The organism is Halomonas sp. R57-5, from assembly GCF_900070345.1.
In the GTDB taxonomy this organism is placed as follows: Bacteria; Pseudomonadota; Gammaproteobacteria; order Pseudomonadales; family Halomonadaceae; genus Vreelandella; species Vreelandella ventosae_B.
Window position 1 is genome coordinate 2,979,600 of sequence record NZ_LN813019.1, and the last position, 13,104, is coordinate 2,992,703.

Genomic DNA, 13,104 nt, shown 5'->3' on the forward strand with positions numbered 1-13,104 from the left:
GGCCACCGATGGATACGATGAAGGCTTCGCTGCTATGCGCCTGATAATTGCCGAAAAACCCAGCCTCGCCCAAGCCATTGCCGAGGCGTTGCCGGGCACTAGCAAGCGCCAGGATGGCGCCATTAACTGTGGTGACACTACCGTCACCTGGTGCCTGGGGCACTTATTAGAGCAGGCACCGCCAGAGGCCTATGACCCCGCCGACAAACAGTGGCGGCTGGATCGGCTACCCATCGTGCCGCAACAGTGGAAACTGATGCCGCGCTCTAAAGCGCGTGGCCAGCTCGCGGTGATTCGCAAACTGATCAAGCAAGCAACGGATGTAGTGCACGCAGGCGACCCTGATCGCGAAGGCCAGTTGCTGGTGCAAGAAGTCATTGAGCATATGAAGTATCGCGGCCCGGTTCAGCGGCTGCTAATTAGCGACCTTAACAAGCCCGCGGTAAGTCGGGCGCTGGCAAAACTGCGCTCTAACGCCGAGTATCAGCCGCTGTTTCAAGCCGCCCAGGCCCGCTCCCGCGCCGACTGGCTGTATGGCATTAACTTAACCCGCGCCTGGACACTCACCGGCCGTCAAGCAGGCCATGATGGCGTGCTCTCTGTTGGCCGCGTTCAGACACCGGTACTCGGCTTAATCGTGCGCCGCGACAACGCTATCCGTGATTTTGTGCCCCATCCGTTTTATCCGCTATGGGTGGATTTGAAGGTTGCCCAAGGCCAATTGCGCGCCTGGTGGGCACCCAAAGAGCACGCACCACTGGATGACCAAGGCCGCTTAATTGACCGTACCCCCGCCGACGCTTTAGCGGCTCAGTTGCCCGGCGCAACGGGGCAGCTCACCAAGCTCGACCAGCAGGAGAAACGCCAGGCGCCGCCACTGCCCTACTCGCTCTCTGCCCTTCAGGTAGATGCCGCCCGCCGTCACGGGCTTTCCGCGCAGATGGTGCTGGATATTTGTCAGCGGCTGTACGAGCGCCACAAGCTGATCACCTACCCGCGTTCAGATTGCCGCTACTTGCCCGAAGAGCACCTTCAACTTGCCCAGCGAAATCTAAGCAGTGCGTGCCAAAATGATGAAGGGCTTCAGCAGTGGCTAAATGGAGCGGACTTCACCCTGCGCTCCAAAGCGTGGAACGATAAGCAGGKCGGCGCCCACCACGCCATCGCCCCCACCGGCAAACCTGCTGATTTTGGTCAGCTTTCCGATACTGAAGGCCATGTGTTTAGGCTGATCGTGCGCAACGTCATGGCGCAGTTCTACCGGCCCCTGCGCACCTTTGAAGTAAAAGCAGAATTTACGCTGCTAAATGAAGCCTTCCGTGCCCGTGGGCAAAGTATTCTCGACCTCGGCTGGAAGCCGCTATTTACCACCCGCGATGAAACGCCACCGCTACCACCGCTCACCCAAGGCGAGCCCTGCCAAGCGTTAGGCGCAGGCGTGGAAGAGAAAGAAACCCGCCCGCCGGAGCCCTTCACCGATGCCAGCCTGATCAAAGCGATGATGAATATCGGCCGCTACGTGGATGACCCCGCCGTTCGCCGCACCCTGCGCGACACCGACGGCCTGGGCACCGAAGCCACCCGGGCAGGCATTATCGAAACCCTGGTACAGCGCGGCTACCTGGTACGCCAGCAAAAGGCCCTACGCGCCACCAAACTCGGCTGCGCGTTAATCGCCGCCCTGCCCAGCGCGGTAAGCACACCGGAGCGCACCGCGCTATGGGAGCAGCGGCTGCGGGCGATTTCTGAACAGCAGGATGATCCTGGCGCGTTTCAGCAAGCGTTACTGGACGACTTACGTGGGCTGCTCACCCATAGCGACGCCGCCAAATTGAGGCAGAGCCTGCAAACCGCCCAGGGAGAGGCTGGKAGCCCGCCGAAACGCACGGGTAAGCCGAGAAAGAGCTATGCGAAAAGGAAAAGTACGGGAACCCGCTCGAGTAAGCCAGGCAAGCGCAGTAAAGGGTATATGAGTAGCGATTGAGGGGTATTTTTAGACTTAAAGTCAGTGAGGCACAGCGATATCGACCAGGTGAGTCGGCGGCAATAGATCAAGGCTCGCTTTCATGGTGCGCACTTCCTCTGCTGGCGGGCGGCCAAAAAAACGCTTAAATTCGCGGCTAAACTGGGAGGGGCTCTCATAGCCGACCCGGCTAGCGGCGACGGCTGCCGTTACCCCGTCACGTATCATTAGCAGCCGCGCATGGTGCAAACGGGTGGATTTAATGTACTGGATAGGCGAGGTTTGGGTCACCGCCTTGAAGTGAACGTGAAAGGCTGGCGCACTCATGCCTGCTTCATTGGCCAGGCTGGCGATTTCCAGCGGATCCGCATAGTGGGCATGAATACGGTTGAGCGCCTTAGCGATTTTGCCAAATTGGCCATAGTGGGAGAGTGCTGTTCGAACACTGCCCCCCTGCTCTCCCGTCAATACCCGGTAGCAGATCTCCCTGACGATAAAAGGGGCGAGTATATGCGCATCCGTTGGGGAGGCAAGCGCACTCAGCAGCCGTAACGTTGCATCGGCCAGCGGCGCTTCCAGCGGGCTGGAAAGCATTCCACGCGGCGCCTCTAATGGCCCTCCCGATGCTTCCAGCATCGTCACCAACTCAGCGATCACTACTGCATCCAGGCGGATCGCAATCCCTAGCATTGGCTCTTCAGGGCTGGCTTCTGTTTCCGACGTAAATGGCAGGGGCACCGATAACACCAAGTAATGCTGTGCATCGTAGATATAGACCTCATTACCCAAATAACCACGCTTTCGGCCCTGGCAGATAATGACAATACTCGGCTCGTAAAGCACCGAGGTATTTTGCAGTGGGCGGTTAGAGCGCATAAAGCGCACGCCATCCAATAACGACTGGGTATAGCCTTCGTGGGGTGCCAGTTGGTATAAGCACTCGACGATCTTACGGTAAACCTCAGCATCGCTCTTCAATGTCATGTTAACCACCTCTGTATATGCATGCCGCACCGGAATTAACTCGCCGCGCCGGGCACCTCTTAAGAGTAATATACATGCTGGGTGACTTAACGCGCCGCACGCTATTAACAATCAAATAGGATTAGGCAATGATGCAATAGGAACGCCTATACTGATGCCCGCCGTGGCAGCTTATTCTTCTCAAGGTCAACCACCGAGAGGATTATCCAATGACGGCGTTATCAACCCCATCTTCTAAAGTTGTTTTATTAACCGGTGCCAGCAGCGGTATCGGTGAAGCCACTGCCCGCTGGCTGGCAGGCCAAGGGCACCGCTTGATCATTGGTGCACGCCGCACCGACCGGCTGGAAGCATTGACCCACTCCCTGCGCGCAGAGGGTGGCACAGTGGATTTTCAGGCGCTGGATGTCACCAACCTTGAAGACATGCAGGTGTTTGCGGATTTCGCGATCAATACCCATGGCCGCATTGATGTGATCATCAACAACGCTGGCGTGATGCCACTCTCCCCTTTAGCGGCGCTCAAGGTTGATGAGTGGAACCGCATGATCGACGTTAATATTCGCGGCGTACTCAATGGCATTGCTGCCATTCTGCCGACGATGCAGGCCCAGAAGAGCGGTCAGGTGATCAATATTTCTTCCATCGGCGGCCTCACCGTTATGCCCACCGCCGCCGTTTATTGCGCCACCAAATATGCGGTTCGCGCTATTTCCGATGGCCTACGCCAGGAAACCGACAATATACGCGTGACCTGTGTCTACCCAGGTGTGGTGGAATCGGAACTGGCCCATACCATCACCGATGCTGAAACCGCAAAAGCAATCGACATTTACCGCCAGATTGCGCTCAAGCCCGAGGCGATCGCTTCAGCCATAGCCCATGCCATCAACCAGCCCGATGACGTCGACACCAGCGACATCGTGGTGCGGCCTACCGCCAGCCAATAACACCCCTTGCGTCACGCCCGAGCGGTTGCCGGGTGTGCGCCTAAGCACGAGTGACTTCACATGCAAGAAACCAAGCCTTCCATATACTGGACACGGGCACTGGTGGTCGCTGGCATTATCACTATTTTTCCAGCGGCCACCTCTGCTCAAACCACCCCGAACGAAGGAAATGCCCCCATGACAGACCACCCGTATGTTGGAATGTGGGTCACTAAAGATGGTCGCATTCGCCATCAACTTTTAGCCAACAATCGTTACGACGAGGCCCGCGGTGAGCGTGAAAGCGCTTACCAAGGACGCTATCAGGTGACGGGTAACTATATCGAATACTGGGACGACACCGGCTTTACTGCAGACGGCGAATTTATAGATGGCGTGCTGTATCACGCCGGTATGGTGCTATATCGCAAGGAGTAACTTTCAATCCAAATGGGGCACTAGCAATAAATAACCACGCCCTTACATCAAAGCCATTAAACATCGGAACTATCTTCATCATGCCCTGAGTGGGAAGCTTTTTTCTTGCTGATGGGGCGCGAAAAGAAAGGCACCACATAAAGCACCATCCAGGCCAGCAACGTACACAAAACGGCTGTCTGCTCGCGCCCCAGACCAACCGCTACCCCAATGGCGGCAGTCAGCCAAATACCGGCCGCCGTGGTGAGCCCTGAAGTCGCCTGCTCATCTTTTCGAGTAATGATAGTGCCCGCACAAAGAAAACCGATGCCTGCAATGACACCTTGAATAACACGACTCATCTCTGAATCAGAAATACCCGCTTGCTCGGGTATAAAGATGAATAAAGCAGCCCCCATGCAGACCAGCATATGGGTCCGTATACCGGCCGGCTTGCCTCGCTGCTCTCGCTCGAGCCCCAACAGGCCCCCGAGAATAGCCGCCAGCAGTAGCCGGATTACCACAATGATGAGCTCACCCACATCGTTAAAATCTGAAAACTCTGAGATTATAATCTCTTTGATTTCTTGCACCTTTTAGCTCCTATACGTCCTGTCTGATAGTCCATCATACCCACACGTTAGTGCGCTTGAGCACACAACCCACCCGGCACCGCCACTACCCACTCACGTATAGCCAGAATCGTTGGATCATGCTGACGACTTTCCGGGTAAACCAAAAAGAACGGCTTGCCTACCAATTCCGGGCCGAACGGTTGCACTAAGCGCCCCTCCTCTAATTCATCCTTAATCAACTGACGGCTCATCAGCGCTACGCCCTGCTCTCCAACGGCAGCAGAAATCGCGTGGGTCTCATCGGAAAACACCAGCCCGGCACTAACATCCAACCCAGGCACCTTTGCGTGTTTCTGCCAGAAGCTCCAATTCAGTGGCGCAGACACTTCTCCCTGAGGGCGAAAATGAATCAACGGATGCAGAGGCAACTTTGCTACATCACGCAGGCCAAGGCGCGGGCTACAGGCCGGGACAAAGGTGTTATCAAAAAGTTTCTCCGCTACCAACCCCGGCCAACGGCCATCGCCATAGCGAATGGCAATGTCTGCCGTTACCCCATCCAGCGGAACCGGCTCATGGGACGCATGAATGCGCAGATCAATATCGGGATACGAGTCGCGTAGCAGGCATACCCAGGGCAGCAACCAGCGGACCGCCACGGCTGGCGTTGTAGACAGCGTAACGGTTTGGCGGACAGGTACAGCGCTCAGTCGTTCGACGACATGGCTGATGCTATCAAAGGCTGTTTCCAACACCTGCTGCAGCTCCCGGCCCTGAGGTGTCAGCTCCAATTGACGAGGTTTACGCAAAAATAGCGAAACGCCCAGCGCCTCTTCGAGGCCTCGGACTTGGTGGCTAATGGCAGTGGCAGTCACCGACAGCTCTCGTGCGGCCTGCTTGGCGCTTTCATGGCGGGCAGCCGCTTCAAAAGCGCGAAGCGACGAAAGAGAGGGTAATCGGCGATGGTTCATGAATGAGTTTTGCTCATCTATAGCTGCAAGAAAAGATCGTTTGTTCAGGCTGAAAGGCAAAGCCTAAGCTAAGCCTGTTGTTAATCATAGATGAGTTAAACTCAGATTAGGAGACCACCATGACACACATCCTGCATATAGACGCTAGCGCCCGCCCCGGCATTGCTGGCACAGATAACCACGGTTCGCATAGCCGCCATCTGACTGATCAGTTTGTCAGCCAGTGGCAATCAGGCCGACCACAAGACACGGTTAACTATCGCGATATAGGTCAAAACCCGCCTTCTATAATTAACCACGACTGGATTGCGTCTGCTTTCACCCCCGAGTTAAGCCTAGAACCCTGGATGAAGGACGCGCTTGCAGAAAGCAATCAGCTAGTTGATGAGCTAATTGCAGCAGATATTCTGGTGATAGGAACGCCGCTATACAACTTCGGTATGCCTGCCGCCCTTAAGGCGTGGATCGACCAAGTAGTGCGCGCTGGCCGAACAGTGGATATTGATGAGAGCAACCCGACCGATCCTTACATTCCAAAACTGGATGATCGAACAAGGCATGCGATTATTCTTACAGCCAGAGGCGGCATAGGCTTTGACCCCGGTGGAGAGATGGCACATATGAATCACTTGGAGCCAAATCTGGCCACAGCGCTTGGTTTTATCGGTATTACCCGCCTTCACTACATTGCTATCGAAGGCCAGGAAGTGGGCGGCGAGGTATTGGCCAAATCGGTTGCTGACGCGATACATAAAGTCGAAACGCTTGTTGAAGAGTTGCAGGTAGCGTTGGAAAGTGCGCCATCACCTCAACCGGCCTAAATGATAGCTAATAGTCTTTTATCGTAAATACGCTGAAATATAAGGAGCGACTATCGCTACCCAAGGATGTCCGCTCCTTTATGCCCTTCTGGTACGCCTTGCACTAATAGCACATCGCCCTCTGTATTCCGGGTACGAAATGGGCGGATCGCTTTATAAGCAGCCGAGTCATACCAACCTTGCGCATGCTCCATGGAAGGAAACTCAATCACCACCATATCGCCTGCCCATGCCCCCTCAAGCGGAACGTATGGCCCACCATGCACGAGGTATTTGCCCGAGAATGGCGCGAGGGTTGCATCAATGCCTTCTAAATATTGTTTAATTTCAGGATCGAATCGGGTTTCGCGGATAAGAGCAACGGCGTAGGCAGACATAATCACCTCCCATAGATATTCGCTTAACTATTTATCGGACTGAGCCGTCAGAACACTGCCGCATGGCTACCCTCTTCAAGCTTCAGCTGTTGAATCCACTGGCAAGCTGTCGCACTAGCCTCGTTGTTTATAACGAGTCCCAAATGCGATGCGCCCTTTACTATGTCAATCTCTGCATGCGGAATACACGGTCTGACAGTAGACTCAAAGCGATCAGCAAAGAACGCCTCATCCTCAGAACCGGCAATGAGCAGCACAGGAGTTTGAATTAACCTTAGTTCTTTCTGGAAGTTAACGGGATTAAAGCCTGTCATAAGTCGGTAAGAGTATGCGAGCGTCTCCGAACCATCACGATATTCAGATGGCATATTGAACTGCAGCACGCGCGTCTGATTAAAGCGAGTAACACCGAATTTATTCAGAATAGATAACGCAATAATCTTGCCTACATTGGCATTTACCCACCCGCCTGACTTACCGCGAACGGTTGGCGCATTATGTCCAAGAAATGGAGCAAGCAGCAGATAGGCGGAAACCAAGTTTCCATATTGACCACCGGCAAAGCGTACTGCAAACCCTCCACCTGATGAATGACCACCCACAACGACACGGGCTAACTCGACATTGGCTTCAATATGGCCGATAAGATCAGCAAGGTCATCTTCAAGCTGCTCAATATAGTCGATATCGCCTCGCCGAGCGGGAAAGCTTCCGTGTCCGCGCATATCAGGCGTGTATACGGTAGCGACGCCAGCCTCAGCTAATCCATGTGCGAAATTTGCCAAGTATTTGCTGTCTGTGGCGGATCCATGCAACAGGATTAGCGCAGTGCTCGATACGCTTGGGTAATGACGATATCTCAGTACCGTTCCGTCTCGTGCCTCAAACTGGTTAAGAACTGCCAGCCTTTGCTCTGAGCGAAACTCAGATACCACTGCACCGAAATTCAGCCCGCTCGAGCTTTTTCCTGAAGACATTGTAAATATGCTCCCATGGGCGTGGGCAATACGCTGTTACACTGTCACGTTCTTTCGATGACATCGACTTTTTGCATAAGCGCCTGCGCAGATCTTTTCACTTGGCCAACACTATCTCTTGGAATTACCATAAGGGGGTATGAATCAGAATCAATATCTAGAATGATCAAATTCATTGAGTAACTGTCTAAGACAATAGCCACCAACTTAAATAAGTCCTCGGAATATTCATCACTTTCGTTAATTTTAGAAAAATCGATCGCATTAGCTTTGCAAATTTGAAGCTGTTCAAGATTCCAGACCAAATCTGCAGCGTCGAATTTCCAATCAAGTTCTACTAATGAGGCGCTACGAGTTAGTCCATCAACCAGCGCTATCCAAGGAGTAACCTCAGATGGATCTTCTATCCCGCGCTCCATGAGATCATCGCTGTATTTTTCGAAGTAGCTCTCTGGATCTGAAAGCGCCAAATTGACTTCAACCACGAGTTCATCATCTCGCGGGCATAGCTGTCTACAGATGTTTCCCCAAGTGCTTTCAAAATCCATGACCTACCTCAACGCTGTTATTTCAAATTGATTGCTTCCAACTTTCGAGCAAGAGCTCAAGCTTATTTACTAATTTTAATTTACCACTTACATCACCTGTTGACCATTCATACGGCGGCGCGGAGGTGCTTTTAAAACGCGTGACATATTCAACCTACCTTGCACTAGCAGCCAGCCGTGCACCGAGAGCTACAAACAGTGCCCCCAAGCTTCTATCCATCCACAACCCAACGCGTGGCTTTCTCTTTAGGTAAGCACCCAACTTAGCGCCCGCCAGAACCAAAGGGGGCTCTATTACGGCAGCAACTGCAATAATAAGACTGCCATGCAATAAAAGCTGTGCCTCCGCTGGGCCAGCGCCTTCCACGATAAATTGCGGCAAGAAAGCCAGGAAGAAAATTGCCACTTTTGGGTTTAGCGCTGATACCAGCATGCCCTGCCAATAAACAGAGGATAAGCTCTTGCGACTCGGTTGTTGTTCCGCTGCCACAAATTGATCGCCTCGAGACAGTAACATTTTAACGCCAAGCCAGATCAGATACGCCGCCCCGACCCATTTAACAATCGAAAACGCCAGAGCGGATGTCGCCAGAATTGCTGAAAGACCAACTGCGGCCATTGCTACATGCAGCACCGCTCCTGTCCAAATCCCAAACATAGCGGCAAACCCTTGCCGTCGCCCACTACGTAATGTTTGCCCCAATATATAGGCAATATCTGGCCCCGGCGATAAGTTCAAAAGCACGGCAGCAGAGAAAAACGTCATCCAGTGAAGCAATGTATACTCAAACATAAACACTCTCTTGTATTTTTCCGTTGCCAAGCTAAAAGAATATTAAAGCGCTAGCTTGAAAGGTTAAGCTGCCAAGAAACGCCATATTTATCATTCAACCACCCAAAGTTTTCACTAAAGCCGTAATTATCTAGAGGCATCAACACGTTCCCGCCATCACTCAATGCTTTAAATACGTCTTCTATTTCTTTCTCTGAGTCGCACTCAACGTGTAATGACATTGATGGCGTAAAGCTGAACGGGTGGTCGTAATAGCTATCCATTGCCAGGAAGAGAGTGCCGTTTATCGAGAAGCGGGCGAGCTTAACGGCCCCTTTGGGGTCATGCTCCCCAGCTTCGACACGCTCGATATCGATGATCTTCGAGTTCGCAAATAGCGAAGTGTAAAACTTGATAGCTTCTTCGGCTTTACCTGCCTGATCACCTACAAACATCAGAGATGTTTTGATAGCTTTCATTTTAGCCCCCCATTTCATTCGACCCGCTAAGCGTTACTGTAGAAAACAGACGCGACATTGACTACCTTGACTAAAAGGCATTCTTGAGCGCCTCTTTAATGAAATCCCCTTTAGCCGCCGTATAGGCTTCTCGATCTGATGCAAATTCCGCCACCCACAGGCGCTTCTTTTTCTCATACCGCTGCGCCAGTTCAGTATCCACGCGCAAGCTATTGCGAAAAGCCAACCGACGATGCCACTCCTCGCTGCCATGTACCATAAGATGCAAATGATGCGTCCTACGCCCGTCAGCCCAGCGCATTAACCAACGTCGCCCCACCAAAGAAGCGTTGTACTCCATTGATGTAGCATATTGGGCACGGCATAACGGCTCCAATAACTCATCAGCCCGGGATATTGAGTCAACGCCTGCCAGTATATCGATGATTGGCTTGGCCGAGAGACCATGAACAGCGGTACTTCCGATGTGCTCAACGGCTAGAAATTCATCTGGAAATAATCCTAGTAGCCGGTCTCGCTCCTTCTCGAATAGAGCTGGCCAAGTGGTATCGTATGCAAATAGCGCGACCTCCTCATGGATGGCTCGATTCAAAGATTCCGTTTCATCCATGGTTGAGGTTCCCCTGTAGCGAGAATTGTTGGCTATGCATCATCTGATAACAGTGGCGGCATGGGGCAATCGAGAATATCGGCCATAGCACGGAACAGCTCGGCTTCGGCAGGCAAAATACGTCCGCTGTGCTCAATACAGCGCGCCATCGCTTGCAACAGCGTAGGCTTTTGCAGAGGCTTTAAGCGCCGCAAACGCTCAACCGCCAGGCTGAGTGCACGCATATCACTTATATCGTCAGTGACCCTCAATGAGAACGGCAGCTCACTCTCAGCGGCATTGAGCGCGGCGCTTATCTCAACCGGGTCATCTTGCCCGGCGGTTGCAAGCACCGTCAGTAGCATCTGACACTCCCGCTGCAGGTCGTTTATCTTGAGGTTTGCAGGCCCACTGCCTTGCTTGCTGATGTTATTCAACACCAACTGATATAGCGTCCACTCCAACAGGCTGACCTTACCATCTGCCTCGATCAACCGTTCCATACAGAGGCGAAAGTGTTGGGCCTGCTCCATCGAGAGCGAGCGTAACGCTGGCAGCGCCAGTTCAATCAGTGGCAAGCGTAACTGTACATCCAGCCTCAACATTTCAGGGCCATAATCCATCAGCGCTCGGTAAACATCTGGCAGTGCAACTTGATGCAACGCCTTAAGCTGATGCTTACGCATTGTTTTATCCTGGCTGAGCAGTAGTGAATAGATCAGAGCACGAGCGGCATGGGGCTCATGGGCGGCGATTTTAATCCGCTCAGGCAGCGCATCTAGTGTCGCTCTAGCCTGGTTAAGATGGCGCTGGTCAGGCTGGCCCATGGTGTTAATGGCAGTTTGAGCAGAGGCACCGGTTAACACAGCAGCCATTGCCCCCGTTCCAGTTGCTGTTCCCGAGCCAAATCTGGGCTCCGCTTCAGACCGCTCACCGTTGCCTTCTGGTTCTGTTGCGTCATTCTCGGCTTGCTGGATGGGCCAAGTGACTTCAAAGCGGCCATTCCAATCAGGCATGACCCGCTTGATACGATCTTTAATCGGCGGATGGGTGGCCATCATTTGGCTAAACCCCTGCCGTACGCCTTGACCGAAGAACAGGTGGCTGAATTCCGCCGCCTGTGTCGCTTGCAGTTGAGAACCCTGGCTGTGCGAGCCGATTTTAACCAGCGCATTACCAATCCCCTTAGGGTTGCGGGTAAACTGCACCGCAGAGGCATCCGCCAGATATTCACGCTGCCGACTGACCGCCGATTTGATCAAATTGCCAAAAAAGGTACCCGCGTAGCCGATCAGCATTAGCGCCGCCCCCAGCGCTAAAACGACAGCGCCTGAGTTGTCACGTTTTCCACCGCCCACCCGTCGAAAACGCATACTGCGCAGTAGTGTACCGCCCAATAAGCCAATGATTAGAATGCCATGGAGGATGCTGATCAGGCGCATATTCAACCGCATATCACCATGCAGAATATGGCTAAACTCATGAGCTACGACGCCCTGCAGCTCATCCCGCGTCAGGTTTCGGATCGTGCCACGAGTAATCCCGATCACTGCGTCATTGGTTTGATAACCGGCGGCGAAGGCATTGATGCTCTCCTCCTCCAGCACATACACGGAGGGCACTGGCGTTCCAGAGGCAATCGCCATCTCTTCAACCACATTGAGAATACGTCGCTCATCAGCATCACGGGTATTAAGATTGATCTCGCGTCCACCAAGGGCTTCTGCCACTACCCGGCCACCACGCCTTAGCTGACTGCGTTTGAATAGACCACCCAGCACCACGACGGCCAACACTGCAATAGCAACGCCAATGACAAGTTCAATCGAGAGTGCCGACCACATTCCCTGAGCAGAAAGATTGGTTTGCGTAGCAGATTGTTCCCCCATTAGATGCAGCGCGATGGCAATTGCCAGCGTGGTAACAACAATCAAGGCGAGTACTGCCAGTACCATCAAAACAACCAGACGCCCGGTTTTACGACGAGCGTGATCCTGCGCGGTAAAAAAATCCATGTCGCGTTTTCCCTGAAATTAGAACGACACCTTCGGCGCCGCTTGAATCTGGGCGCTGTCTTCAAACTCTAACAACGAGGCATCCTGCCCATGGCCGAACATGCCAGCCACTGCTACCGGCGGGAAGCTCTGCCGATAGGTGTTGTAGTGCATCACCGCATCATTAAATGACTGCCGCGCAAAGGCCACTTTGTTTTCAGTGCTGGTTAGCTCTTCTGACAATTGCTGCATATTTTCTGAGGCTTTTAGATCCGGGTAGGCTTCCATGACCACATTGAGCCGCCCCATCGCCTGTGTCAGCGCGCCCTCTGCACCGCCCAGGTCTGCCATGGCTTTGGCACTGCCTGGGTTTGCCGCGGCCGCTTTTAGCCCAGCGGCCGCTGTATTACGAGCCTCGATGACCGACTGGAGCGTCTCCCGTTCATGGCTGAGGTAACCTTTTGCGGTCTCTACCAGATTAGGAATCAGGTCATGCCGACGCTTAAGTTGCACTTCAATTTGAGCAAAGGCGTTCTCAAACCGATTTTTCAACGACACAAGCCGGTTGTAGATACCGATGACGTAAAAGGCAATAACGGCGATGATCGCCACGATGATGATGATAGTGAGCAGCATGGTTCTTCCTTGTTAGTCGGCATTCGTCAGTAAAAGCCGGTCTTTGAAAAGCTAGCCAGTGAAAAAAATAGC

General features: G+C 53.2%; 15 protein-coding genes. 4 read left to right on the forward strand and 11 right to left on the reverse strand.

The annotated features are described in order from the left end of the window. The first annotated feature begins 34 nt into the window (after nucleotides 1-34). Nucleotides 35-1,984, forward strand: a complete 1,950-nt coding sequence (locus HALO_RS13730; protein ID WP_050713541.1) for a DNA topoisomerase III — start codon at nucleotides 35-37, stop codon at nucleotides 1,982-1,984. Nucleotides 1,985-2,005: 21 nt separating this feature from the next. Here the strand turns inward: HALO_RS13730 and HALO_RS13735 are convergent, their stop codons facing one another. Beyond that, nucleotides 2,006-2,947: an AraC family transcriptional regulator gene (locus HALO_RS13735; RefSeq protein WP_035578783.1), complete on the reverse strand. Its 942-nt coding sequence runs from the start codon at nucleotides 2,945-2,947 to the stop codon at nucleotides 2,006-2,008. A gap of 209 nt (nucleotides 2,948-3,156) precedes the next feature. Between HALO_RS13735 and HALO_RS13740 the strand changes: the two genes are divergently transcribed. Both HALO_RS13740 and HALO_RS13745 read left to right on the forward strand, forming a co-directional pair. Then, entirely contained in the window at nucleotides 3,157-3,897 is a 741-nt protein-coding gene (locus HALO_RS13740; protein ID WP_035578780.1) for an SDR family oxidoreductase, read from the forward strand. A 60-nt stretch (nucleotides 3,898-3,957) separates the two neighbouring features. Then, on the forward strand, nucleotides 3,958-4,314 hold the full coding sequence (locus HALO_RS13745) for an Atu4866 domain-containing protein (protein WP_161786294.1): 357 nt from the start codon (nucleotides 3,958-3,960) through the stop codon (nucleotides 4,312-4,314). 56 nt (nucleotides 4,315-4,370) lie between these two features. On the opposite strand, the gene HALO_RS13750 is transcribed toward HALO_RS13745, so the two are convergent. Both HALO_RS13750 and HALO_RS13755 read right to left on the reverse strand, forming a co-directional pair. Continuing rightward, nucleotides 4,371-4,886, reverse strand: coding sequence for an MgtC/SapB family protein (locus tag HALO_RS13750; protein ID WP_035578778.1), 516 nt, complete (start codon nucleotides 4,884-4,886; stop codon nucleotides 4,371-4,373). A gap of 47 nt (nucleotides 4,887-4,933) precedes the next feature. Next, complete coding sequence (locus HALO_RS13755; RefSeq protein WP_035578775.1) at nucleotides 4,934-5,839, reverse strand: LysR substrate-binding domain-containing protein; 906 nt, start codon at nucleotides 5,837-5,839, stop codon at nucleotides 4,934-4,936. Between the two features lie 119 nt (nucleotides 5,840-5,958). Between HALO_RS13755 and HALO_RS13760 the strand changes: the two genes are divergently transcribed. After that, nucleotides 5,959-6,660 (forward strand): FMN-dependent NADH-azoreductase, encoded by a 702-nt coding sequence (locus HALO_RS13760; protein ID WP_035578773.1) that lies wholly within the window; start codon nucleotides 5,959-5,961, stop codon nucleotides 6,658-6,660. A gap of 56 nt (nucleotides 6,661-6,716) precedes the next feature. Here the strand turns inward: HALO_RS13760 and HALO_RS13765 are convergent, their stop codons facing one another. The 8 genes from HALO_RS13765 to HALO_RS13800 all read right to left on the reverse strand — a co-directional run bounded on the left by HALO_RS13765 (nucleotide 6,717) and on the right by HALO_RS13800 (nucleotide 13,032). After that, on the reverse strand, nucleotides 6,717-7,037 hold the full coding sequence (locus HALO_RS13765) for a DUF1330 domain-containing protein (RefSeq protein ID WP_035578771.1): 321 nt from the start codon (nucleotides 7,035-7,037) through the stop codon (nucleotides 6,717-6,719). A 47-nt stretch (nucleotides 7,038-7,084) separates the two neighbouring features. Beyond that, the gene (locus HALO_RS13770; RefSeq protein ID WP_050713542.1) at nucleotides 7,085-8,014 is read right to left on the reverse strand and encodes an alpha/beta hydrolase; all 930 of its coding nucleotides are present in this window, start codon (nucleotides 8,012-8,014) and stop codon (nucleotides 7,085-7,087) included. A gap of 44 nt (nucleotides 8,015-8,058) precedes the next feature. Further along, nucleotides 8,059-8,562 (reverse strand): DUF6630 family protein, encoded by a 504-nt coding sequence (locus HALO_RS13775; RefSeq protein ID WP_035578770.1) that lies wholly within the window; start codon nucleotides 8,560-8,562, stop codon nucleotides 8,059-8,061. A gap of 154 nt (nucleotides 8,563-8,716) precedes the next feature. Next, nucleotides 8,717-9,355, reverse strand: a complete 639-nt coding sequence (locus tag HALO_RS13780; RefSeq protein ID WP_035578767.1) for a LysE family translocator — start codon at nucleotides 9,353-9,355, stop codon at nucleotides 8,717-8,719. Nucleotides 9,356-9,405: 50 nt separating this feature from the next. Then, nucleotides 9,406-9,813 carry a VOC family protein gene (locus HALO_RS13785; RefSeq protein WP_035578765.1) on the reverse strand — a complete coding sequence of 136 codons (408 nt, stop codon included), beginning with the start codon at nucleotides 9,811-9,813 and terminating at the stop codon, nucleotides 9,406-9,408. A gap of 70 nt (nucleotides 9,814-9,883) precedes the next feature. Then, complete coding sequence (locus tag HALO_RS13790; RefSeq protein ID WP_035578762.1) at nucleotides 9,884-10,423, reverse strand: GrpB family protein; 540 nt, start codon at nucleotides 10,421-10,423, stop codon at nucleotides 9,884-9,886. Nucleotides 10,424-10,455: 32 nt separating this feature from the next. Next, on the reverse strand, nucleotides 10,456-12,417 hold the full coding sequence (locus HALO_RS13795; protein WP_035578759.1) for a M48 family metallopeptidase: 1,962 nt from the start codon (nucleotides 12,415-12,417) through the stop codon (nucleotides 10,456-10,458). 18 nt (nucleotides 12,418-12,435) lie between these two features. Beyond that, on the reverse strand, nucleotides 12,436-13,032 hold the full coding sequence (locus HALO_RS13800) for a LemA family protein (protein WP_172821676.1): 597 nt from the start codon (nucleotides 13,030-13,032) through the stop codon (nucleotides 12,436-12,438). Between the last annotated feature and the right edge of the window lie 72 nt (nucleotides 13,033-13,104).